This window comes from Streptomyces rishiriensis (assembly GCF_030815485.1).
GTDB classification, from domain to species: domain Bacteria; phylum Actinomycetota; class Actinomycetes; order Streptomycetales; family Streptomycetaceae; genus Streptomyces; species Streptomyces rishiriensis_A.
Map to the genome: position 1 here is coordinate 117,084 of NZ_JAUSWV010000002.1, position 25,165 is coordinate 142,248.

11 protein-coding genes and 2 pseudogenes are annotated in these 25,165 nt (G+C 68.5%); 4 read left to right on the plus strand and 9 right to left on the minus strand.

Annotated features, from left to right (window positions below; translation table 11 throughout):
• Positions 1–15 precede the first annotated feature (15 nt).
• Together QF030_RS02730 and QF030_RS02735 are read right to left on the minus strand one after the other, a co-directional pair.
• Positions 16–11,679 (minus strand): SDR family NAD(P)-dependent oxidoreductase, encoded by an 11,664-nt coding sequence (locus QF030_RS02730; RefSeq protein WP_373428722.1) that lies wholly within the window; start codon positions 11,677–11,679, stop codon positions 16–18.
• A 307-nt stretch (positions 11,680–11,986) separates the two neighbouring features.
• Positions 11,987–12,619 (minus strand): FMN-dependent NADH-azoreductase, encoded by a 633-nt coding sequence (locus QF030_RS02735; RefSeq protein WP_307161032.1) that lies wholly within the window; start codon positions 12,617–12,619, stop codon positions 11,987–11,989.
• 367 nt (positions 12,620–12,986) lie between these two features.
• Between QF030_RS02735 and QF030_RS02740 the strand changes: the two genes are divergently transcribed.
• The gene (locus QF030_RS02740; RefSeq protein ID WP_307161033.1) at positions 12,987–13,895 is read left to right on the plus strand and encodes a metallophosphoesterase family protein; all 909 of its coding nucleotides are present in this window, start codon (positions 12,987–12,989) and stop codon (positions 13,893–13,895) included.
• A 695-nt stretch (positions 13,896–14,590) separates the two neighbouring features.
• Here the strand turns inward: QF030_RS02740 and QF030_RS02745 are convergent.
• The 7 genes and pseudogenes from QF030_RS02745 to QF030_RS02775 form a co-directional block, all read right to left on the minus strand.
• Positions 14,591–14,853 (minus strand): annotated as a pseudogene (locus tag QF030_RS02745) (IS5/IS1182 family transposase); the annotation flags it as partial.
• A gap of 83 nt (positions 14,854–14,936) precedes the next feature.
• Positions 14,937–16,073 carry a helix-turn-helix transcriptional regulator gene (locus QF030_RS02750; RefSeq protein ID WP_307167450.1) on the minus strand — a complete coding sequence of 379 codons (1,137 nt, stop codon included), beginning with the start codon at positions 16,071–16,073 and terminating at the stop codon, positions 14,937–14,939.
• A gap of 679 nt (positions 16,074–16,752) precedes the next feature.
• A complete protein-coding gene (locus QF030_RS40480; protein ID WP_373428945.1) occupies positions 16,753–17,169 on the minus strand; it encodes a hypothetical protein in 417 nt (138 codons plus the stop codon).
• A gap of 92 nt (positions 17,170–17,261) precedes the next feature.
• Positions 17,262–17,495, minus strand: a pseudogene (locus QF030_RS40485) (transposase); the annotation flags it as partial.
• On the minus strand, positions 17,443–17,697 hold the full coding sequence (locus QF030_RS02760; RefSeq protein ID WP_307161034.1) for a hypothetical protein: 255 nt from the start codon (positions 17,695–17,697) through the stop codon (positions 17,443–17,445). The pseudogene QF030_RS40485 and the gene QF030_RS02760, both read right to left, overlap by 53 nt.
• Before the next feature lie 787 nt (positions 17,698–18,484).
• Positions 18,485–19,252 carry a DUF2637 domain-containing protein gene (locus QF030_RS02770; RefSeq protein ID WP_307161035.1) on the minus strand — a complete coding sequence of 256 codons (768 nt, stop codon included), beginning with the start codon at positions 19,250–19,252 and terminating at the stop codon, positions 18,485–18,487.
• A 657-nt stretch (positions 19,253–19,909) separates the two neighbouring features.
• Positions 19,910–20,752, minus strand: coding sequence for an endonuclease/exonuclease/phosphatase family protein (locus tag QF030_RS02775; protein WP_307161036.1), 843 nt, complete (start codon positions 20,750–20,752; stop codon positions 19,910–19,912).
• A gap of 412 nt (positions 20,753–21,164) precedes the next feature.
• On the opposite strand from QF030_RS02775, the gene QF030_RS02780 reads away from it, so the two are divergent.
• The 3 genes from QF030_RS02780 (at position 21,165) to QF030_RS02790 (ending at position 25,159) form a co-directional block, all read left to right on the plus strand.
• Complete coding sequence (locus QF030_RS02780; protein WP_307161037.1) at positions 21,165–23,201, plus strand: HEAT repeat domain-containing protein; 2,037 nt, start codon at positions 21,165–21,167, stop codon at positions 23,199–23,201.
• 693 nt (positions 23,202–23,894) lie between these two features.
• Positions 23,895–24,584 carry a metal-dependent hydrolase gene (locus QF030_RS02785; RefSeq protein ID WP_307161038.1) on the plus strand — a complete coding sequence of 230 codons (690 nt, stop codon included), beginning with the start codon at positions 23,895–23,897 and terminating at the stop codon, positions 24,582–24,584.
• The gene (locus QF030_RS02790; RefSeq protein WP_307161039.1) at positions 24,584–25,159 is read left to right on the plus strand and encodes a helix-turn-helix domain-containing protein; all 576 of its coding nucleotides are present in this window, start codon (positions 24,584–24,586) and stop codon (positions 25,157–25,159) included. Before QF030_RS02785 ends, QF030_RS02790 begins: the two co-directional genes overlap by 1 nt.
• Positions 25,160–25,165 lie beyond the last annotated feature (6 nt).

Genomic DNA, 25,165 nt, shown 5'->3' on the forward strand with positions numbered 1-25,165 from the left:
GTGAACCCCGCGGCCTCATCGACGAGTTCCGGAGGCAGGGAGACGTCGGCGAAGAGCTGGCCGTCTTGTTCCGCCAGGCCGTGTATTCCTCGTACCCCGCGGAAGTCGAGGAGGTCCGCCGGGGCGTCGGCTCCGGTGGCCGGCCAGGTGCGCAAGTCGAAGGATGGCGTGGGCAGGCCGGGCCGGAGCAGTGCGCGGGCGTGGCGTGTCCAGGTGCTGGCCTCGTCGCCGGCCCGCCTGCTGTGGACGACGACCGGGCGCAGCCCGTCCCGGCCGGGGACATCGACCTGGACACGGAGCTGGAGGTGGCCGTGTTCGGGCACGGTCAGCGCGGTGTCGACGATGATCTGCTCGACGGCGCCGCTTCCCGCCTCGGTTCCGGCATGGACCAGCAGGTCGAGGAGTACGGCGGCCACAACGGGTACCGGTGCCGGGATCGAGGAGCGGACCGAGGGCACGCCGGTCGAGCCGCCCGGTGAGCACCACACGGGTGCCGCCGTCGCTGACCGGGCTGACGTGGTCGTCGTCGGGGATCTCGACTGCCGTGCCGAGAAGCGGGTGCCCGGTGGAGCGGGCGCCGAGCGCCTCGGCGTCGGTGGCGGTGGTCTCGGGCTCGACCCAGTACCGCTGGTGCTGGAAGGCGTACGTGGGCAGCTCGGTACCGATCGCCGTGGCCGGGGTGCCGAGGAGAGCAGACCAGTCGATGTCCGTGCCGCGGACATGCAGTTCGGCGAGTGCGGTGAGGACGGCGGTCTCCTCCGAGCCGTCCTCGCTCAGGGTGGCGAAGCAGCCCCGGTGATCCGTGCCGAGAGTGTCGAGGGCGAGGGCGGTCAGGCCGCCGCCGGGTCCGACCTCCAGGAGGGTTTTGGCGCCCTGGTCGCGCAGCGCGGTGATTGCGTCGGCGAACCGCACGGCATGGCGCACTTGGTCGGCCCAGTACTCCGGGGTGGCGAACTGGCCGTCCTTCGCAAGGGCACCGGTGAGCGTGGAGATGACGGGGATGGCGGCTGGGCGGGGACGCAGCCAGGCAATGACAGCTCGGAACTCGTCGAGCATGGGGGCCATCAGTGGCGAGTGAAAGGCATGACCGACCTTCAGGCGTTTGGTTTTCCGGCCCTGTTCGGCCAGTCGCGCGGCCACGTCGAGGACGGTGTCCTCGGCACCCGAGAGCACGATGGCGCCGGGTCCGTTGACTGCGGCGATCGCAATCTCGCCCGTGGCCCCCTCCAGCAGTGGTGCCACCTCGGCCTCGGTCGCCTGTACGGCGACCATTGCGCCGCCCTCGGGCAGGGCCTGCATCAACCGGCCCCGGACGGCGACCAGTTCGCCTGCCTCCGCCAGGTCAAGGACTCCGGCGGCATAGGCGGCGGAGATCTCGCCGACTGAGTGGCCGGCGACCAGGTCCGGACGTACACCCCAGGAGGCGAAGAGCTGGAACAGAGCGGTCTCCAGGGCGAAGAGACCTGCCTGCGTGTACAGGGTACGGTCGAGCAGTGCGGCCTCCGCCGTGCCGGGCTCGGCGAACACCACCTCGCGCAGCGGACGCTCCAGATGACCATCCAAGTGTCGTTCAACAGCCTCGCACGCGGCGGTGAAGGCGTTCCGGAACAGCGTGTGTCGCTCAGCGAGTTCGCGGCCCATGCCGGCCCACTGGCTGCCCTGCCCAGTGAAGAGGAAGGCCAGCTTGCCCTCAGAGGCGCTGCCGGTGACGGTGCCGGCAGTGGGCGTGCCGGTGCCGAGCGCGCGCAGCGCATCGGCAAGCTGCTGCCGGTCGGTGGCCAGCAGGACCGCCCGGTGGTCGAGCTGGGCACGAGTGGTGGCCAGCGCGTGCGCGGTGTCGGTAAGGGCCGGCTCAGGGCGTGCCTCGACGAAGCGAGCAAGGCGCCCGGCCTGGGCGCACAGAGCCGCCGCTGTCCGGGCCGACACGGGCACGGGCACGGGCAGAAGAGCGGAACCTGACGATACGAGATCTGTGGCGGGTGCCGCATCGGCAGCATGCACCTGGTCGGAGACGGTTGCCGATCCGATGCCAGGTGCCAGTTCGTTCGTCACCGCCCGGTCGGAGGCCTCAGCGTCCTCCACCGGCGCCTGCTGGATCACGATGTGCGCGTTGGTGCCACCGATACCGAAGGACGAGATGCCGGCGCGCCGTGGGTGCCCGGTCTCGGGCCACTGGCGAGTCTCTGCGAGCAGTTGCACCGCACCCGTGGACCAGTCCACGTGGGTTGAGGGCCGGTCCACGTGCAGCGTGCGGGGCAAGACGCCGTGCCGCATCGCCATCACCATTTTGATGACGCCTGCCATACCGGCCGCGGCTTGCGTGTGCCCGATGTTGGACTTGACCGAGCCGAGCCACAGCGGGCGGTCGGCGGGTCGGCCCTGCCCGTAGGTGGCGAGCAGTGCCTGGGCCTCGATGGGGTCACCGAGGACCGTTCCCGTGCCGTGGCCCTCGACCGCGTCCACATCCGATGTCGACAGACCGGCGTCGGCGAGCGCCTTGCGGATCACCCGCTGTTGTGAGAGTCCGTTCGGCGCCGTGAGTCCGTTGGACGCTCCGTCCTGGTTGACCGCGGTGCCTCGGACCACCGCGAGGACCTGGTGGCCGCGGCGGCGTGCGTCGGAGAGCCGTTCCACGAGGAGCACGCCGACGCCCTCGGACCAGCCGGTTCCGTCCGCCGCATCGGCGAAGGCCTTGCAGCGGCCGTCCTGGGAGAGGCCGCGCTGCCGGGAGAACTCGACGAAGGTCTCCAGGTTGCCCATGACCATCACGCCGCCGGCGAGAGCCATGGAGCACTCGCCCTGCTGAAGTGCGCGGGCCGCCATGTGGAGGGCGACGAGCGAGGACGAGCAGGCAGTGTCGATCGTGATGGCCGGGCCCTCGAAGTCGAACTGGTAGGCGATCCGGCCTGAGATGACGCTGCCGGAATTGCCGGTCAGGCGGAAGCCTTCGAGGCCGGACGCGTGGTGCGTCCGTACGGTGTAGTCGTGGCTGTTGACGCCGACGAAGACGCCGATGTCCTGCCCGGCGAGCTCGCTCGGGTCGATCGCGGCGCGTTCGAACGCCTCCCAGGAGGTTTCCAGGAGCAGCCGCTGCTGGGGGTCCATCGCGAGCGCCTCGTTCGGTGAGATCCCGAAGAAGGCAGCGTCGAAGCCGGTCGCGTCGTCGAGGAACGCGCCGTGCCGTACGTAGGTCTTGCCGACGCTGTCTGGGTCGGCGTCGTAGTGCCGGTCGATGTCCCAGCCGCGGTCGTCGGGGAACTCTCCGATGGCGTCGACGCCTTCGGCAACCAGCCTCCACAGGTCTTCAGGGCTCTCCACACCGCCGGGGAAGCGGCAGGCCATCGCGACGATGGCGATCGGATCGTCGGAGAGGGCAGCCACGGTGGCGGTGGTGTGCTCCTCAGCGCCCCGCTCCTGGCCGTCGCCCCCCTGTTCGTCGTCGCCGAAGAGCCGTGCACGCAGGTGGTCGGCGAGCAGCGTCGGCTTCGGGTAGTCGAAGACGATGGTGGAAGAGAGGCTGAGAGCGGTCGCGGCCGCGAGCCGGTTGCGCAGCTCGACGGCGGTCAGCGAGTCGAAGCCGGCGTCCTTGAAGGCACGGTCGGTGCGGATGGCGTCAGCGCCGGAGTGGCCAAGCACCTGGGCGGCGTTCCGGCGGACGAGGTCCACCAGTGCCTCTGACCGCTCCCGCTGGCCCAGGCGGTCGAGCCGCTGACGCAGGGAGTCGGTTACGGCCGTGTGCGAGGACGCGGCCGCTGGCCGAGGAGCAGGCGCGAGGCCGCGCAGCAGCGGTGCTACGGGAGTTCCGGCGCGGGCGGATGCCCTCAGTGCGGGCAGGTCGAACCGGGTGGCCACGAGCGCGGCAGGGGTCTCGTCGCCCGCCCGCAGGGCCGTGTCGAGGAGCGCCAGGCCGTCGGCGGCGGAGAGCCCGACCATGCCGAGGCGCCGGGTGCGGTGCAGGTCGGTGGCACCGAGGTGTCGGGTCATGCCGCTGGCGTCGTTCCAATAGCCCCATGCGAGGGAGGTGCCGGGCAGGCCGGAGCGGTGGCGGTGGAGGGCGAGGGCGTCGAGGGAGGCGTTGGCGGCGGCGTAGTTGCCCTGGCCGGGGTTGCCGAGGACTCCGGCGGCGGAGGAGAAGAGGACGAACGCCGCAAGATCGGCGTCCCGGGTCAGTTCGTGCAGGTGCAGTGCGGCGTCGAGTTTCGGCCGCAGGACGGTGTCGAAACGGTCCGGGGTCAGGGCGGTGACCACGCCGTCGTCGAGGACTCCGGCGGTGTGAACGACGGCGGTGAGCGGGTGTGCATCCGATATCGCGGCCAGGAGCGCCCCGACAGCGTCCCGGTCGGCGGTGTCGCACGCCGTGATGGTGACGGTCGTCCCGAGGTCGGTCAGCTCCTCGTACAGCGCCGCCGCCCCCTCGGCATCCGGTCCGCTCCGGCTGGCCAGCAGCAGGTGCCGTACGCCGTGTTCCGTCGCCAAGTGCCGGGCGACGAGACGGCCGAGCGTCCCGGTCCCGCCCGTGACAAGGACGGTGCCGTCAAGGTTGAGCCCGCGCCGGGTACCTTCGGCAAGCGGGGCGCGCCGGAGGCGGGGGGCGAAGGCCACGCCACCGCGCACACGGACTCGGGGCTCGCCCGTGGCCACCGCGAGCCGCACGGCCTGCACGGCGTTCACGGCCGCCGAGTGCTCCGAGGCCGCCGCACTGCCGCGGTGCCCGGCATGGCCGCTCTCGACAAGGACGATACGGCCCGGGTGCTCCGACTGCGCCGAACGCAGCAGGCCCGACACGGCGGCAACGGTGAGATCGTCCTCGGCGTCCGGGATCATCACGACGAGCCGGGTGTGCGCCAGGGCCGGTGCCGCCAGCCATGCCTGGACCACGGCCAACGCGGCGGCGACGGCCTCGCGCGGGCCGGCGGGCGCCCGCCCCGCCTCATACACCAGAAGGCCCGGCACCGCTGCCCCGTCCGCCGCGAGGGCAGCAACGTCCTCGGCATCGACGACGGTCGCCGTAGTGCCGGCGTCCTCACTCATCTCACCTGCCAAAAGGGGAAGCTCAACCCAGTCGACCAGGAACAGGGCGCCAGGGGCCGACGCGTCCTCGGTCTCTGCCTCTTCGGGCGAAAACGGCTCGGCGACAACGGCATCAGCGGTCAGCACCGGCACGCCGGTGGCGTCCATCAGCTCAAGACGGGTCTCGCCAGTGACGCTATGGGCCGTGCGGACCCGCACCGCCACGGCGCCGGAGGCCAGCAAGGCCACCCCGCTCCACCGGGTAGCGATCACGTCCTCATCAGGGAACGCCGTTCGGACCGCCGCGTCGAGCAGTGCCGGGTGCAGGCCGTAGCGGTCGGCGTCACCGACTGCCTTGTCGAGGGCCACATCGGCTGCGGGAGCGTTTTTCGGCCACGCGCCACCGGAAGCGGACGGGGTCACCGGGCCGGGCACCAACGTGCCGTGCGCGTGGTGGGTCCACATCGCGTCCAGAGCGGCGTTGTCCGGGCGGGAGTACACCTCGACCGGCCGCCGCCCCTGCTCGTCGGCCTCCCCGACGGTCATCTGTACGGCTCTGCCGCCACGCAGTGGCAACAGCACGGGCCGGTCCACGGTCAGCTCCTCGACCACCGGGCAGCCGACCTCGTCACCGAACCGGATGGCCAGCTCCACCAACGCCGCGCTCGGCACGACGACGACATCACCGACGATGTGATCACCCAGCCAGGGGTGCGCGTCCACCGACCACCGCGAGGTGGTCAGGAAACCGCCGGAGTCCGGCCGACCGACGATCGCCCCGATAAGCGGATGACCGCCGGCGGCCTGACCGAGCGCGACAGCATCGACAGCAGGAGTGGAGCGCAGCCAGTAATGCTGACGATCGAAGGCATACGTCGGAAGCTCAACGTGTGAAGCACCGGCAACCGGCAGCATGGCCGCCCAGTTCACGACCACACCCCGGACGAAAAGTTCGGCCATCGAGACCAGCAACCGGCCCAGGCCGCCATCATCACGACGCAGCGAACCGCCGACCACGGCCTCTGTGTCGGCCTGGTCGACGATCTCGCTGACCGGCTGGACCAGGACGGGGTGAGCGCTCGACTCCACGAACACGGAGTAACCCTCACCCAGCAGGTCGGCGATCGCGGGACCGAAACGGACCTGGCTACGCAGGTTCCGGTACCAGTACCCGCCGCCCAGGACACCCGCGTCCTTTACCCGCTCACCCGTCACAGTCGAGTAGAAAGGAATCAGCGGTGCCTGAGCACGGATGTCGGCAAAGGCGGTTGTCAGTACGTGTTCGACCGCTTCGACGTGCCGTGTATGGGAGGCGTAGTCCACCGCGACCCGCCGCACGCGGACGCCATCCGCCGCAAGGACATCGAGGGCTTCGGCGAGGGCCTCGGCATCACCGGCGATCACCACCGAGGACGGACCGTTGACCGCCGCCACCTCGACTCGATCCGCCCACCGCTCGATACGCTCGGCCGCTTCGGCCGCCGGCACGGCCACCGACGCCATACCGCCACGGCCGGCGAGGCTCGCGGCGATCACCTGGCTGCGTACCGCCACCACCTGGGCAGCATCCTCCAGCGACAACGCACCCGCTACACACGCCGCGGCGATCTCACCCTGCGAATGCCCCACCACCGCATCCGGCACCACACCCACCGACGCCCACACCGCAGCCAGACCCACCATCACCGCGAAACTCGCCGGCTGCACCACATCCACCCGCTCCAGCAGCGCAGCCGGAACATCCCCCCGCAACACATCCACCAGCGACCAGTCCACCCACCGCTCAAGCACCGCCGCGCACTCAGCGATCCGCTCCGCGAACACCGGTGAGGAATCGAGGAGTTCACGGCCCATGCCCACCCACTGCGAACCCTGACCGGGGAACACCAGCACGGTCCGCCCCGCGACCGCGGCCGACGACAACCCGCCGGTGACCACACCAGCACGGGACTCGCCCCGCGCCAGCGCCTCCAGACCCGCCACAGCCTCACTCCGCGAACCGGCCACCACCACCGCCCGCTCGGACAACATCGCCCGCCGAGCGACCAACGCACCCGCCGCATCCGGCAGCGACACCTCACTCGACTCCACAAAGGACGCCAACCGACCGGCCTGACCCGCCAGGGATGCCGCCGAGGCGGCGGACAGGACCAACGGCACCACACCATCAACGACGTCCAACGTCAGCTCGGACTCGACGGGCTCCGCATTGACGGGCTCCGTCTCCGGGGCCTGTTCCAGGATCAGGTGCGCATTCGTCCCACTGAGACCGAAGGACGACACACCAGCACGGCGGGGCCGGCCGGTTTCTGGCCACGCGCGAGCCTCGGTCAGCACCTGGACGGCACCCGCCGACCAGTCCACCTGCGACGACGGAGCATTGAAATGCAGCGTCGCGGGCATCACGCCGTGCTGCATCGCCTCCACCATCTTGATCACACCAGCCACACCCGCCGCCGCCTGCGTGTGACCGATGTTCGACTTCAGGGAACCCAGCCACAACGGGCGCCCGGGTTCACGGTCACGGCCGTACGTCGCCAGCAGGGCCTGCACCTCGATGGGATCGCCGAGTACCGTGCCCGTGCCGTGCCCTTCCACTACGTCAACCTCAGCCGCCGAGAGACCAGCCGACGCCAACGCCTTACGGATGACCCGCTGCTGCGAAAGACCATTCGGCGCCGTCAGACCATTCGACGCGCCGTCCTGATTGATCGCGCTGCCGCGGATCACCGCAAGGATCCGGTGCCCGTTGCGCCGCGCCTCCGACAGCCGCTCCAGGACCACGACACCGGCGCCCTCGGCCCAGCCAGTACCGTCCGCGGCATCCGCGTACGACTTGCACCGGCCGTCCGAGGACAGTGCACGTTGCCGCGAGAACTCCACGAACGTGGAGGGGTCCGCCATCACCGTCGCGCCGCCTGCCAGCGCCATGGAGCACTCGCCCTGGCGCAGCGACTGGACCGCCAGGTGCATGGCCACGAGGGAGGATGAGCAGGCCGTGTCCACGGTGATCGCGGGTCCCTCGAAACCGAACACGTACGACACGCGCCCGGATGCCAGGCTCGACGCCGTGCCCGTCTCGCCGAAGCCCTCGAGTTCCGCCGGAGCCGCACCCGACAGCCCGTACCCTTGTCCCATCAGGCCTGAAACGATCCCGATGTCACGACCTTTCAGCGTCCATGGGTCGATCCCGGCCCGCTCCAGCGCCTCCCACGAGGTCTCCAGCAGCAGCCGTTGCTGCGGATCCATGGCAAGTGCCTCACGCGGTGAGATTCCGAAGAACCCGGCGTCGAACAGGCCCGCCTCGTGCAGGAAGCCGCCCTGATCGACATACGACGTGCCGGTCTTCTCCGGGTCAGCATCGAACAGGCCGTCCAGATCCCAGCCTCGGTCCTCCGGGAAGCCGGACACACCGTCCCGGCCCTCGCTGACCAGCCGCCACAGGTCCTGGGGGCTCGCCACACCGCCTGGCAGGCGGCACGCCATACCCACGATTGCAATCGGCTCCGCGGGGTCGGCGGCCCCGGTCCGATCCTTGTCAGCCGTCGCCTCCCTGGCCGTGTCGTGCAGACCCAGGATCCTGGACCGAAGGTGTGCGGCAAGGGCCTCGGGAGTCGGGTGGTCGAAGGTCACGGTTGTGGGCAGACGCAGCCCGGTCCGTTCGGTCAGCCGGTTGCGCAGCTCGACGACGGCGAGGGAGCCGAGGCCGAGGTCGCGGAAGGACCGGCCAGCCAGGGTTGGTTCGGTGCTCGTGTGGGTGCGGCCGGCGGCAGTCTCCTTGCGGATCATCTCGCCGAGCAGGGCAAGCTGGGCCCGCTCGTCCAGGTCGGCCAGGCGCGCGCGTAGGGCGGCTGTGATCGTCTCGTCGGCCTGGGCGGTGGCGCGGGGCTCCTGTTCCGTCAGAGTGTCGAGCAGCGTCTGCACTCGGTCGCCGGGATTGATGGTGCTCGGCCAAAGCGCCAGCAGGGCCGGGGATCCGGTCTCGATCAGCGCGTCGAAGGCGGCGGGGCCCTCGTCCGGCCGGCCGAGGGCCAGCAGCGAGCCGGGCAATCCGTGCAGTCGGCGGTTGCGGACCACGGCCTCGGTGAGGGCGGCGGTGACCACCGTCGAGGCGAGGCCGTCGGACTGCGCGCCCACCAGTGCGGCAGCGTCGGTCACCACGACGAACGCGGCGAGATCGTCGTCGGCGGTGAAGTCATGCAGCGTTCGGGCGAGTTCGGGATCATCAGCGGTGTGGACGACCGCGGTCACTGGACCGGTCCTGGTCAGCGCCTCATACAACTTCAGCGAATCCGAGCCGTCGGCAACGACGCGGACGATATCCACCCCCTCCGGCAGTGGCTCGTCCTGGCTCCACTCGTCGTAGGTAGGCGTTGCCTGGACGAGCACGAGGTGTCGTGTTCCGTGCTCGGTGACCAGGTGGCGGGCGAGGACCGAGCCAGTCTTCGTGTCGGCACCTGTAACGACCACGACGCCGTCAATCCCCGGCGTGGCAAGATCCGGCCTGGCGGCGACGGGGAGGCGCACGAGCCTGGGCCGCATCAGTTCCCCGTCCCGTACGGCGAGCTGGGGCAGGCCCGAGGAGACGGCGGCGATCAGCGCCGCAGCGTACTCGGACTCCGGGGTGCAGGCTTCGACGTCGACGATGGTCAGCGGCGCGCCGCCACCCCCATCGGCCTGTGCAGCCCGTGCGGCTGCCCACAGTGCGACTTCGGCGCCATCTGGCGTCTCGTCCCGGTCGGTGACGCCCATCGCGCCCCGGGTAAGGACGACGAGCCGGGACCCGGTCTCCTTGCCCCCTCCAGTGCAGGTCGGCGTCAATGTGTCCGCGTCTGCCTCTGCGAGGACCGTCACGTCGGTGGCCGCGGCAGGGGTGGTGCGTGACGTTGAAAGGTCAGCGTATTGCCGTACGTCGGCGACGCCGGCCTTCCGAAGAGCGGCGACCAGGCCGTCGGTGACGGCGGTCCGACCAACCACTGCCCAGCGCAGCTCTTCCGGCGCGTCAGGGGAGACTGCCACCCTGCTCCAGTCCCTCAGCATCAGTCCCTCGTGGTGACCGTCGGCGGCGTATCGCAGCCGGGCCGGCAAGTCAGCGAGGAGGCGCCGGACGACCTTCCCCGAGGCGGTCCTGGGGATGGTCCGGGCCTCGTATATGCGCTCGGGGAGCTTGTACTGGGAGAGTTGGGTGCGGCAGTGGTCGAGCAGCCGGGCGAGGTCGACGCCGCCCGGACCAGGGACCACCCAGGCGACGGGGACCTCACCGAGGGTGTCGTGGGGCATGCCCGCGACTGCGACGTCGGCCACGCCCTCCGCCACGCGCAAGGCGGCCTCGATCTCGTCGGGGTGGATGTTCTCACCGCCGCGGATGATGACATCCCTGAGACGACCGCAGATGGTGAAGTAGCCGGCTCCGTCGCGCCGGGCCAGGTCACCGGTGTGGAACCAGCCGTTCTGTAGGGCCTCGGCGGTGGCCTGTGGGTTGTTGTGGTAGCCCACCATGACGTTCGGCCCGCTGACCCAGACCTCGCCCTCGTGCCCGGCGGGCACGTCCTGCCCGGTGCGGGGGTCGACGATCCGGACTCCGACACCGGGCACGGGAAGGCCACAGGAGCCCTCGACCACGTGGCCGTCGGGCGGGTTGATGGTGATGGCCCCGCAGGTCTCGGTGCTGCCGTAGGCGTCGACGAGGGGGATGCCGAAGGTCTCCTCGAAGGAGCGGCGCAGTCCAGGGCCGGTGACGGCACCGCCGACGAGGCCGACCCTGAGATCGGGCAGAGAGAGGCCGGTGCGGCGGGCCCTGCCGACCAGGTGGTGGTAGGTGGTGGGGACGCCGGCCAGGAAGGTGGACCGGTTCTCGCGTAGGGCAGTCAGAATGTCGTCGGCCGAACTGCCGTCCATGATCCGGGCGGTGGCGCCGGAGACAGTGACGGACAGGACGCAGGCAATGTGGGACAGGCTGTGGAAGAGCGGCAGTGGCCACAGCACGCGGTCATGCTCGGAGAGGCCGGGCACGGGAATGTAGCAGGAGGCAACAGAGTAGAGGCAGTTGCGCTGGGTGGAAAGGACGCCCTTGGGGCGGCCGGTGGTACCCGAGGTGTAGAACATCCAGGCCACCTCGTCAAGGCCGAGGTCGTCCGGGGCATCGTTGACGGGCTCGGTGGCGGCGAGTTCCTCGAACGGTACGGTGCCCGGGGGCAGCATGTGCCCGGCACCGGCCCCGAGGGCGCCGGCCACGACGACGGACACCCCACGGGTTGCACGGGGAATTGACTGAAGGAAAGTTTCTGCGTGTGCAGTGCCGGTGAGGGCGAACGCCGCTGCGCTGTCGGCCAGGAGGTATTCGATTTCCGCCGGGGCGGCCTGCGGGTTGATCGGTACGCCGATGCCTCCAGCCCGTACCACGGCGAGGTAGCTCTCCACCATCGCCACCGAGTTGCCGAGACACAGAGCCACCCGGTCGCCGCGCCGGACACCGAGGCCGACCAGGTGACCGGCCAGTCTCCTCGTCCGTGCGTCGAGTTCCCTGTAGGTGACCGCGTACCGGTCGTCCTCGAAAGCGATCTTGTCCGGGAACCGGCCCGCGTTCTCACTCAGGATGACCGGTAGCGAGGTGATCAGGTCGGGAAGCACCTTGGCTCGAACTCCTAACCGGCTATCGGGGACGGCCAACTGCTGTTCGGCAAGCGTGTACGTCTATAGGGGTGAGTCAGCTCGACCGTGTGTTGGTCGGCTTCCGAGCCTGCGATGTCTTGGAACGGCTGGCGCAGCGTGAGCGGGGCCGAAAGACTCCAGATGGTCCGCGAAGGTCGAGAACTGACCTGCATGACACCGGCTGCACGGTCGGCGAGGAAGAAGTGGCCGCCCCAGAAGGCCTGTGTCCTCGGCCGGCTGGCGATGCGCTTCCGCCCGCCCGCAGTCTCCAGCGGGTCGCGGCAAGCGGGTGCGGACTCCTAAGAGATCTGCGGGCATGCAGGCATCAGGCGGCGAGCTTCTTGAGCGTCTCCTGGGCAGTTGCCAGGGACTTCTCCCCCAGCGGCTTGAGCTCCGCCATGGCCGGCACGATCGCGGCCAAGGTCAACTCGGCGTGCACGAACGTGAGGTTGTCCGCGAGACCGATCGCCTTCAGGACGTCCCGCAGGTAGGGCTCCTGGTAATCCTGGCCCTCGCGCGGGGTGCCCGGTGCGTAGGAGCCGCCGCGCGCGGTCACCACGATGACCGACTTGCCGCTGAGCGGACCGGAATCGGTCCCCGGGAGGATCGTGTGGGCCGGGCTGACCAGCAGGTCGATCCAGGCTTTGACGTTTGACGGGATCGTGTAGTTGTACATCGGCACGCCGAGCACGATCGTGTCGGCGTCGTGCACCTCGGACACCACCGTGTCGACGAGCGCCTTCTCCTCGTCCGTCTGACCGTGATCGCGGCTGGGGTCCAGAAGGTACTCGCGTACGGGATGGGTGAGGTGAGGGATGGGCTGGGCAGCCAGGTCGCGGTAGACGTAGCCGGCGTCAGGGTGGTTCTGCCGCCACTGGGTCGCGAAGTACGAGGTCAGCTGACGCGACGTGGAACCCTCATGGCGGATGCTCGCATCGATGTGAAGAAGAGAAGACACAAAGACCCCTGAAATTTGCTGGGCAGTTCGTCAAGACCGCAGTTGGTCCGCGAAAATCGAGAGCTGACCTGCACGACACTAGACAGTACGGTCTTCGCGAGGCATCCCCTGGTCTGGTAGCTCCTGACCGAAGGGCATGAGACCCATGAAGAGGGCATGTAGGTTTGGCATCATGCGCAGCCCGACAGGCATCTCCCAGCACCGAGCTTGGTCTGGGCCCGCCGCTGTACTGATGGGCCCCTGGACTACGGCTGGCTCGGGCAGCGCATTCCGCGGGAAGTGATCCGCCAGATACAGCTCAGGGTCGGGTGTCCTGCGGTGGGCCAATGTGTTGCGTGGTGCCATTCGACTGTCGGAAGGGGTGAAGGTGGAGTCGACGGACGGCCGTGGACGCCTGCTCGCCATCAGCGACCTGCATGTCGGCTACGCCGAGAACCGCGCCCTCGTGGAGAAGATTCGGCCCACGTCGGACGAGGACTGGCTGCTGGTCGCCGGTGACGTCGCCGAAACCGTCGCCGACATCCGCTGGACCCTTGAACTACTGGCCGGCCGCTTCCGCAAGGTGATCTGGGCACCCGGCAACCACGAGCTGTGGACCCACCAAAGAGACACGATCACCCTGCGCGGCGTGGAACGGTACGACCACCTTGTCGCCATGTGCCGGGAAATGGGTGTGATCACACCCGAGGACCCCTACCCCGTCTGGGCCGGCCCGGACGGACCCGCAGCCATCGCACCGCTCTTCCTGCTCTACGACTACTCGTTCCTCCCTGATGGCTGCACGACCAAGGAGGAGGGACTCGCGTACGCGCACGGCACCGGGGTCGTTTGCTCCGACGAGTACCTGCTACACCCCGATCCCTATCCCAGCCGCGAGGCGTGGTGCCGGGCCCGGGTGGCTGCGACCCAACGCAGGCTGGCGGAGATCCCCGGCGATCTCCCCGTGGTGCTGGTGAACCACTATCCGCTGGACCGGCATCCCACGCGAATCCTGCGCTACCCGGAGTTCGCCATGTGGTGCGGCACCCGCCTGACCGCCGACTGGCACCGCCGTTTCCGGGTCGCATGCATGGTCTACGGTCATCTCCACATTCCGCGGACCACCCACCACGAAGGCGTCCGCTTCGAAGAGGTGTCGCTGGGCTACCCCCGAGAATGGGGCCCGCGCGCACAGCCGCCCGGAAGACTGCGTCAAATTCTTCCGAGGGAGGACCAAGCACGTGTTCGAGGAGTTGCTCCCGGGGTCGGTCACGGTCGTGGAGACGCTGGGCAGTGACGCCCTCGGCGACGGCGTCATCCTCCACCCCGAGGTGGAGGCGGTCATAGCGCGGGCCGTGGAGAAAACGGCGCCGCGAGTTCACCGCCGCTGGTCGACGGACATCGCATCGAGGCCTTCGACGGCCGCTGGACCGCACACCGGGGCATGCTCCCGACGGCCGTCGTCGTACACCACTTCTGCAGTATCCCCGGTCGATGAAGATGGCCCCGAGGTCGCGTATCCGGTCCTTGGAGGTGTCGCCGATGCGCATCTCCCGTACCGTCGCCTGGCTCTGCATGCGGCTCCGCCTCGTCGACCAGGTCCGCTGCGTCAGCGCCGGGTCACGCTACACGCGGGGATGTTCGTGATGCAGGACCTGAGAAGCAACTCCCACAAGAAACACGAGGCCCGTTCTGGAGGTCACCGGACCCGGTGATCAAGGCACACCGCGGCACCCGGACGAACTGAGAGACACCTCGAAGACAGGGGAAAGGGTCATGGACTTGATGTGATCGTCTCGGCGACTACCAATGTGAGGGATACGGGGAAGCTGACAGGGATCTAGTCTGGTCTGTGGTTCAGCTTTCATCACTCAACACCCCGCACAGGCCAGGGAAGCACCATGGTCGCGGCCTTCTGCGATGTGTTTTAGGGGTTTTCTGACGAGCGGTGGCCATCAGATTGTCCCCAGCCGGAAGTCCGCTGGAATTCGCCCGGTCGCACTCGGCGAGTGCGCCGTCCACGAGAACATGGTCGACGTCTGTCCCGCGCAGGACCTTCAGCAGGCCCGGCGCCTTGTCGGCCAGGTGCCCGACGACGGTGTGACCTACGCGTGGGCGGTGCCGGCGGAGACACGGAAACCCGCGGCGAGTTGAGCCGGCGGGTCGTGTCGGCACAGGTACGCGAGAGCGATCACCACACGCTTGGACAGCCGGAGTGTGCAGCGTCGGTCACCCTCACGGGTCACGATCAGCATCGTCACCCACTCCACAGTGCGTGGAGCAGTTGAGTGCGGCAGGATACGAGACCAACAGGCTTCCAGGGCCGGAGAGTTGAGAGCTAGGCACCTCTCTCGACGGCACGGAAGCCGTGTCCGTTGCCTAAGGTCCCGCCGCCACCCGTACGGAGGCCACTCTGAAAACCCTCAATATTGGTCCAGTCCCTGGCCAATTCCACGCGTGAGGAGATCCGTAACTTGCAGAATATTTTCTTCAGATGGTAGGCCACAGTATGAGGAGATATAAAAAGGTGCTTGGCCGTCTGGGTGTTGGTCATTCCTTGTGCTACCAATTGAGCTACCTTGGCTTCCGTTTCGGTGAGATTCGCGATCGCCGTCGGTGGGGTTGCGCGCCAACGGGATTGATGGTGCCTAACACCGAGATCCCACAGCCTCTTCTTGATTCGCAAGGCATCGCGCGGGGCTCCCGCCTTGATATAGGCGTCAGCGCTCTGCTCGAATATTCTTATGGCCTGATCTTTTTGCGACCGCTCACGGGCCAAGAACTTTCCGATGTCTTCTATAGTCGAAGCTCGCGCCCAGGGGTGGACCTGCGCCTTCGCAGCGAGCCGCAAATCGACCAAATTTCGCTCGAATAAACTCTGCGCGTGGAGGGCCGATGCGGCTAGCGCATGGTGCTGCGGGTTCATCTCAGCCAGTTTCTGAGCTAGCTTCACTGCTTTGTGCGCCGTTGGCTTCTGGTCGAATTTCAGCGCCAGCCGCACAATCCAGGGGGCAGCAGCCGACTGTGACAGGAGTACGCTCCTGCTGACCGGGCCGAAGTCAACGAGTTCCTCGATGACTGGTGCGACCCCCTCGGCTCCCCTTTGGGCTTCGCGTATCCGCACGTTTACCCATGCGCACTGTCCCGCCAGCAGGGTGAGACGCCCCATGAATGCGTCGTCGGTAATCATCTGCATGTGCGACGAAGCCGCATTCACATCTGCACGCCGCAAAGCGATCAAGGCCAGGATGAGGTGACTCGCGATACGGATTTCACGGCTACCCTCGTCTTGCGCAAGCACCTGGTCACTCAGGGCCGCTGCTGCGTCCAGGTCTCCGGCCATGAAAGCCAGGTGTGACCGGGCTAGCGAGAGTCCGGCCGGCAAGATCACCGGGCCGAAGAGACTGCTATTCGGATTCTCTGGATGGTAGAGAAGTTTCGTTACGCGATCGAATTCTCCTCTCCTTGTCAGCACGAAAGCCAACCACATTCTAGTACGCAGGTCACAGTCGCATGAAGAGTCAGCGGCTGTCTTGGCAGATTCTTCAGCAAGATACAGACTGCGGTCGGACCAGCCACTCAGCCAGAGAGCCATCGCCTGTCGGATGAGTTGACATTTTGCGCATGTTCCAGCATTGGGAAATATGCGCGCAGAATCTGCCAGAAATGACCTTTTCGGCATTTAAAATCCTCCTCCGTCCCTTCTGTCACGGCAGCTGTGAGTCTTGATCCATGGGCCAGGGTCACGGGCTGCCGCGGCGGTGATGTTGTTCCACCGGCGGTGGGCCTCGATGGTCTGGTGCTGGTAATGGCGGCGCCAGGCGGACCAGTGCAGGATGTGGTCCCGGTCGCGTCGGGGTTGCGGAAGTGCGGTGATCCGCAGGATGGCCAGGAGTTCGCGGCCACTGGCCGGGGCGTTCCAGGCCGTGTACGGCTCCGTCGGGGGTGCGGGTGCGGGCGTGGGTGACGGCGATGACGGCGGCGGCGAACAGGCTGATCAGGCTCCAGCGCATCCAGGAGGTCCAGCAGGTCACCTAGCCCTGGTCGAGTCCGGCCAAGCCCTTCGCTCCTTGGAAACCCTCCTCGATCTTCCAGCGGGTGCGGATGATGTTCACGAGGGTCGTGAGGCTGACGGGGGCGGCCGATTGGCAGCGTTAGAAGGCCAGTTGGCGGGTGTAGCGGTGGCGGCGTACGAGGAGGAAGGCGTGTCCGGTGGTGGCTGCGTCCTGGCCCGGAGGTGTGTCGTCGGGCAGGACGTCGATCAATGCCCAGTCGTAGTGCCGGTCGCCCTTGGTGCCGTTGCCCGTGCGCAGGCCCATCCAGGCCCTGGCCGGGACCTTCGCGGCCAGCTGTGTGGCCGCGAAGCGGCCGACGGCGGTGGTGGCGCGGTGGTCGGCCTTGACGGCCAGGGCGTAGTCGAAACCCAGGGTGCGGGCGGTGCGGCGCAACTCCAGACTGCCGTAGACCTCGTCGCCGGTGAACCAGCGGGAGGCAACGCCCACTTCACGGACACGGTGCAGCACCGCGGCGGCCGGCTGCGGCTTGGTGGCGAAGGTGATCTTGTCGGGCACGTGCCGCAGCAGCCGGCGTTCCTCGTCTTCGGCCGGACCGGCAGGTACAGCTGACGGTCGATGAGTGCGTGACCGTGCACGGAGGCGTTGGCGTAGGTGAGATGGACGGCGACCTGGCACAGGCCCACCCCGCCCAGCGCACCGGAGTACTGGTGGGATGCACCCACGCAGTCGGTGGAGGACTTCTCACCTCCGGCCTCGTCGACGACCAGCATGGCCTCAGCGTCGCCGGGTTCGCCTGCCGTCCAGGCGGCGAGATGATCGCGGGCCAAGTCATGGTTCCAGGCGCCGCGCGAGAAAGTGCTGCAACAGGTACGGCCCGTCATGGCCCAGAGCCTGTGCGAGCGTCCAGCAGTTACGCCGCTCCAACTCCATCAACATCCCCCGTGTCATCGTCCTGCCCAGCATCCGCGAGTCCCGGCGCGGGAAGCAGACGGCCACCGCCGCCATCAGCGACCCGAACACCGTTGTCCAGGCCCGCTCGGCTATCGCGGCCTCCACGGCCACCTGATCCTTGATCGTCGTCACAAACATTCATGATCACGGTGGCCGTTCCGTACCCGCACTCACCCTCCTGGCCTGCACGGATACTTCAACGATCAGGACTTACAGCTGCCGTGTGAGTGATCAGGCTTTCAGGTTCCATTTAAACTTTCAAGTGCCCTTCCGTAAACATCTTTCGCATCCAGCACAGGGGGATACAGGGCTGCGAGTGGCCGCGCATACACATGGGCTTGGCCACTTGTTGCCGTCTGTTTCGTGATGGCTGGTGCCAGAGGCAATTGCTACCCAGGAAGCCTCATGCTGAATGGTTGACGCCATAACCGCAAGCGACTTCAGGGAGGTTGAGGCCGTCATGGCTTGATGTGATCGCTCGGCAACGACCGTAAGTATTTACCGAGCCGTTTCAAACCTGCCGCTCCAGGGTAGAGGCGGCCGCGGCGATTGACGGCATTCGATTCGAATTGCACCGGGACCTGCGGAAGATCCGCCGCCTTCAGTCGTGTGACGCCGCGCTCGACCGGCGCCTGTGCTGTGTCCAGGGCTCGGTTGACGGTTTGCTGAATTGGCCTGTGTTTGTCCTACCTTCCAAGCGTGGGTCTGAGGCGGTCATTCGTAAGATCGGTCGGGCCCAGGGGTTCCCTTTGGTCGGAGCACGAAATCAGACGGAGGCCGTGTTCACGTCCCCGGAATCCCCGTACGAGCGATCACCTGCGGGGACGAGGAGCAGAGAACGGATCCTCCCAGCTCATCCACCTCGGCCAGACGCCTGATCACCCGTCTCACCGACCGCGTTCCGCCTCGCCCGCCGCGGCTACAGGCGGTGGCGGCGCGTGGCCTGCCGGGGCGGCAGGGTGAGTGTGATCTGCCGGACAAGCTGCTGGAAACACGCGAGTGACGCAACGGCGGGCAGGGCAGCTCCAGCGATTCCGGTGATGGTCTTGTCTGCCTGTGCCACGCACAGCATCACCGCGACGGAAGAAAAGAGCAGGACGATGAACCATGAGTGCACGGCTCGGCGTCGATGCAGGGCAGCACGCAGGATGGACAGCGAGGCCGCCACCCAGGGGCCGTACACGAGTAGAGGCCACGACGGGGCGATGCCGACACCCGTTCCCGAGGTGATGCTCTGCAGCGGCCTGTAGGTCACCATGCCTCCGAAGACGCTGACCATCGCCACGGTGGCAGTGACAAGGGCAACGAGAGCGAAACTGCCGGCCTGCAACCACTTGAGCCGGGCTTCTCGGACTTGCAGCTTGCGATGCCCGACAATGTGGCGTCGGGCGGGCGGTGGCTGAGCCAGGCCGTCCAGCGGATCGGTGAAGCCGACGCCGGATGAAGGCTCGCTGCGAGGCGGCGGCACCCTGGCCGGCTGCTCCGCCGGAACAGCTTCCTGCAGGAGATAGGCAAGTTCTTCGACCGCATCCCAGCCCGTGTCGGGTGCAGTCAGAGGAACCCCCGTATGGACGCCGTCGCCAGGCCCCCCGTTCCAGTCGGTTCCCGTCCCGTAGGAGTGCGCGTCGGAGTAATACTCACGATACTCACGCTGCGCAAACGAAGGACTTACATAGTCATGGTTCATGTGCTTTCTACCGTCATGCGCTGTTCTCGTGCCGACCAAAGCGATCCTGGCCGTCCCACCGAGAATTGAGTTCCTCCTGGATTGCCTCCAAGAGCCCGAGGAAATCGCGTAACAGCGGCTCGGTGACCCCATGTTCGGCCCACATACCGTCTCCCATGGCGGCGCCCTGCGCCGCAAGTACTGAGTATGTCGCACCCATCGGCCAGTCAGGAGTCGCGGGTAGATCTTCTGTCCTCGTCGCGTTGCGCCTCACGTTGCGTTGAGGAAGGCCAGGGGACGTCGCTTTCGCCATATCCCGCTAACGCCGCCCCGTCTCTTCCGGAAGCGCGGCAGAACGAGTGACCGCGACCCCGGTATGAGTGAACCTTCCCGCATCCAGTCCTACGTATCTCCCTTCACACTTTATGAGCGAGCGGGTTTTCTTCGGATCTATCCGAGCGGTAAATAGGATTCGCCGCCGGTACCAGATCCCAACCCTGCGGTCCGAACGCGAGAGCGTATACCGAACTGGTCCGATTGCGTCTGTGGCCAGCGCTCTCGTGTGATCCCGTGCTGACTCGTCGAAGGACCCAAAAACCGCGCGAGGAAGCTGTCAGCCCGCAAGGACAACGGTCCGATCGCGGGCACGGTCACTGCGGCGTTCAGGAGGTCCATGTGTCATTTCGAGCGAATCAGCTGGGCTTGCACGCCGTAATGGTCGGACAGGTAGGCCTGGCGGCCATCGCCCAGTGTCACCTTGTCCTGGAATACGAGGTCAGCGCTGCCGGTCAGTGTCTCCCCGGCTGCGGCCCGGACCAGGACGTGGTCCAAGGCCGGCGGCGACGGCCATCGAGGTGTGGGCCGGTAGGTCGGACGCGTGTCGTCGGCGAGGATGTCGCGCAGCCCTGCTCCGGCGACGAAGTTCGCGAGTGCCGTCGAGTCGCGCGGGACGTTCAGGTCACCGACCACGGCGACGGGCAGGGAGGGGTCGATGGCCGCGACGAGCCCGGTGATCCGGGCCAGTTCGGCAGCTGCGATCCGCGTGTACCGGTTCGTGGGGGACCAGTCGTCGTCGCGGTTGGCCGACAGGTGGGTATTGACGACCACCAGTTCACCGGCCGGGGTGGCGACGGAAGCCAGCTGCGCACCCTTGCGCATGAGGAGTTCACCGCGCACCGGGCCCATCATGGGGTAGGGCACGAACCGCCACCGGCTGATCGGCCGGCGGGACAGCAGTACCAGGCCACCCTTGAGCAGGACCGTGCCCGAGTACGCGCCGTAGCGGTATGCAGGAGCGGCACGGCGGATCAGCCGGGCGTTGCGCCGGAACATGACCTCCTGCAGGCAGACGATGTCGTAGTCGGACCGGTTGAGCACCGTGCCAAGAGCACGCAGCCGAGCCGGAACATCGCCGGTGAAGAGGGTGTTCAGGGTCAACAGTCGCAGGGCCTTCACGGACTTGTCACCTTCCGTCCGGTGGCCTGTCGAACCGTGCTCGGAGCCGCCCACGGTGTTGATCATACTGTCCCCCTTGCCGCCGCAGGGCGGAAGTCGCGGAGTGAGACTGCGCTTTCGCCAACCGCACGATGAGGAGCGGTGAGGACGGTAGCGGCCACTGTGTGAGCTTGTCGTCACCCCTGCCTGGCACGGCCGAGGAATCTGGTACCCGTCCACACGCCGCATGTGTCACGGCTGTCGATCCGGAGCGGGTCTCGCTGCTGTGCGGCCTGACAACACCGGCGGGCCATCGCTGGACGACAGGCTGGGGCTCGGCCACCAGTACGCCGGCCCGTACCGCGTCGAGCCCAGTGGGCCGCTCAACGACCTCGATGGCGATCAACCCTTCGACCGGCACCCCTTCCCGGACGGTCGGCAACTGTCAGTGCCGTGGTGCACACTCGCGATCAGTTGCCGACCGTCCGGGAGGGACGCCGTGTTCAGGGGGATCGACGAGGTCGACTGGGCCTCGATGAAGCATGCCTACGGAAGCGCCGAGGACGTGCCCGCGTTGCTGTGCGGGCTGGCATCGCCGCGACCCGAGGACCGGGAGCGGGCGCTCGACGCCATGTACGGAGCAGTGCACCACCAGGGCGACGTGTACGACTCCACCCTCGCCTGCATCCCTTTCCTGTTCGCGCTGATCGCCTCGGAGGACGTCGCGGACCGGGGCGGCATCGTGGAGCTCCTCGCCAGTATCGGCGGCGGGACCGTGGACACGTGGGACTTCGGCGAGGAGTCCGGTGCCCCCGCCGATCATCCCGACGCCAACTACGCGATGGCTCGTGCAGCGGTGCGGTCGGGCGCCGCGGTGTTCGCCTCGCTCGTCGCCGACCGGGACCCGGAGGTGCGGCGGGCAGTGCCGACCGCTCTGGTCCGCTTCCTCGGTGAACCGGCGCGCGTACTGGGCCTGCTGCGACAGCGCCTCGCCGACGAGACGGACGGCGGGGTCCGGCTGGCGCTCGCCGAAGGCCTGGGGTTCTTCGCGCGACTGCATCCGGGGGCGGCTTCGCCGGCGGTGGACTGTCTGGCCCGGCTGGGGACGACGGCCGGCGACCCGGGGCTGCGGCTCGCCGCGCTCGGTCAGCTCGCCGGATGTGCGCCCGGGCGTCTCCCCGCCGACCTCGTGCCCACGGTCATCGGACTGCTGCGCGACAGATCGCAGCGGCTCCGGGTTCCGGACGTGACCGAGCGGCCCGACACGGGCACCCTCATCGGACACCTCCGCCGGCTGCGCCCCGCCGACGAGGAAGGCGCCCAGTTGCTGCGGACGCTCCACACGGCGCTCGGCAGCCGGGTCGCCGACCGGATCGCCCTCCTGAAGGGTCAGTTGGCCGGCCCCGACGCCACCGACCGGTGCAACGCCGTATGGATGTCCGCCGGGCTGTTCCGCGAGTGGCGGGCGTCCTACGCGGAGCCGGTCGCGCTCATCGGGGAGCAGCTGGGTTCGGACGACGAGCGGTTGCGCGACGCCGCGGTGTCCGTCCTGGAGGATCTGTTCCACCTGGCTTCCCCGGCGGCCGACCATCTCGTGACACTCGTCATGGAGCGTCCCGATGCCCGGGTGCGGCAGTGGGAGCGCGGTGCGCCGTCGCTGGGCCGTCCCCTCAAGGCGCTGGCCATGACAGGCGATCCGCGAGCGGTGCCCCTGCTGGCCAAGGTGTTGCGGCAGCCCGAGGTACCGAAGGACCTCGGATACGCGATCCCGTATGCCAGCCCGGCGGCCACCGCGCTCGGCCCCCTGCTGCGGGTCCGGCTCGCCGAGGTCCCCCTCGACTCCCCCGACACCTACGACCGTGCCGCGCCGCTGCTCGTGGCGCTGGCCGCCCTGGGTCACGGCGCCGCCGCCCCGGAGGTGCTGCGACTGCTGCACGGCACGCCCGAGGACCTGCGGAACCGGGACTCGCTCGTGACGGACGCGGCCCGCACCCTGGGGCGTCTGGGGGACCCGGCGGCGATACCGGCGCTGCGCGAGCTGCTGCACACCGAGTGCGGGGTGACCGCCGCGACCGCGCTCTGGTCACTGGAGCGCGACCCCGATGCCGTACTCCCGCTGCTGCAACGGGAGTTGACGGCCGAGCGCTCCTTTCCGCGACGTGCGGCCGCCGAGGCGCTGGGCGGGCTGGGGCCGTCGGCGCGCTCCGCGTCGGACGCACTGCGTCGCACACTCGACGCGGGAGAGGTGTGGGAGCGGACCACGGCGGCGTGCGCGCTGTGGCGGGTCACCGGGGACGCCGAGCGGGTCCTCCCGGTCTTCCGCTCCGCCTGGCGGGAGAACGCGTACACCCGCCGCACGATCGCCGACTGCCTCACCGGCATGGGCCCGGCGGGGTCGCCCCTCCACGATCTGCTGCACGCCGAACTCGCCAACCCCCGCCGGCACCGGGCCCGCTCAGAAGGCTTCGGCGGAAGCGACATCCTGGAGGACGAACAGTTGCTGCGGGCGTGCCGCGAGGGGGTGGCGGGCGGGTAGGCGGGGACGGGGGGCCGTCGGCCGGCACGGCGACAGGCCAGCGGCACGGCCGCACCGGCCGGGACCTCGGGCCTCTCGGGCTTGTGGCACGGTCGCACCCCGATGGAGGAACGGCACCGGGGCCACAACAGTGAGGGCCGACCGATCGCGTGAGCGGGCAGCGCGCCCGACGACTGGTGAGTGCCCCATGTCGTGCCGCCGCCCTCGGACTGTCGTCGGCGGCACATGGCTGGTGAGCAGGGCTCCGGGCACGCTGTGCGCCCCGGGTCCTTCGCTGCCCGGTGTCAGCGGCACCGGCTGACCTGCTTGTCAACGGCGAGTGATGTCGCTGCTCGTGGGCAGGGTGATGCGGGCCGTGAGGCGCTTGCCGACCGATCTCCCGCCACGGCCCTACTCCCGCAGCGGTCCCGCGCATGGCGGGCAGGAAGGTGAGTGCTGGCATCAGTCGATGGGCGAGGACATCCCCTTGCACGGAACGCACTCGGTCCGTCGGATCCTCGTCCGTGTCGATGTGTCGGCAGGTCCTGTGCCCAGGGGCCTGATCCGTTTCGGGCTGACCCCGCTATGGCGTAGCAGCCTTCACCGGCTCCGACCGCTCGTCTCGACCTCGGGTTCGACGTCGGGTCGGACTGGATGCAGCGCACATCGTTCGCTATAGTGAACGCATAGTTCACCAATATTAGCGGGGGTGTCATGCAGGTCCCGGCCTACTACGCGGACACGTACGAAGAGCAGGCCCAGACTCGGGTCGCTGCCATAGGCGAGCACGACGGCACACCGTGGGTGGCGGTCGAGCACTGTCTGTTCCACCCCCAGGGCGGCGGGCAGCCGGCCGACCGCGGTTGGGTGGACGGTCACGAGATCGTCCCCGTGCGGGATCACGACTCCGGGCTGATCCTGGCCGTGGCCTGCGGTGGGACGGCGCTGCCGGACTTCTCGGTCGGGCAGCCGGTCGAGGTTCGCATCGACCTTCCGACGCGTCTCGCGCATGCAGCTCTGCATACCGCCGGCCATCTGATCGAGGCGGCCGGACGGGCACAGGGCTGGGTGCTGGCTGCCAACAACCACTTCCCCGGCCAAGCCCGGATCGAGTTCACCGCGCCGACGCCTGACGCCCGCCTGGACACCCCGGAGGGCAGGGAGGAGGCCACTGAGGCCCTGCGGACGGAGGTCGCCAAGGCCATTGCCGAGGACCTGCCCGTGACCTGGGAGAACGACGCCGATGGACGTCGCATCGTTCACCTGGCCCACCTGCACTCGGCTCCGTGCGGCGGAACCCACGCGCGCAGCCTCGGCGACCTCGCCGACGTCGTGCTGCCGACGCTGAAGGTCAAGAAGGGCCGCCTCCGCGTCTCCTACAGCGCCACCCACCGGGAGCGGTGATGACGCCGCCACCGGGAGAGCGCCGGCCCGCCAGCAGCACTGCGATCGCGGTCGGAGCCCAGATCCGCCGGCGCCGCGAGCAGCGTGGCATGAGCAGCGCCGAGCTGGCCCGCAGGGCGCGCCTGGGCAAGGCGACGCTGTCGAAGCTGGAGGCCGGGCGGGGAAACCCGACGATCGAAACCCTCGACGCGCTCGCGATCGCCCTGCGCATCCCGTTGACCGACCTCCTGGCCCGCGACACTGACCCGGGGCCGGTGTTCGTACCCGGCACCGGTCTGGCCGACGGCGAAGTCGGACGCGAACTGCTGCGCCGTATCAGCAGCGGCAACAGCCTGGAGATCTGGCGGCTGCGCATGCCCCCCGGAACACACCTGGACGGTGTGCCGCACGCGACCGGCACTGTCGAGCACCTGCTCGTCTCCTCCGGTCACCTCACTGCCGGGCCTGCCGACGCCCCCACCGACCTGTACCCCGGAGACCTGCTCGCCTTCGCGGGAGATGCCCCGCACGTCTACCGCACCGGCCCTGAGCCGGCCGACGTCACCGTCGTCATCGCCTCCCCCATCATCAGCTGAAAGACA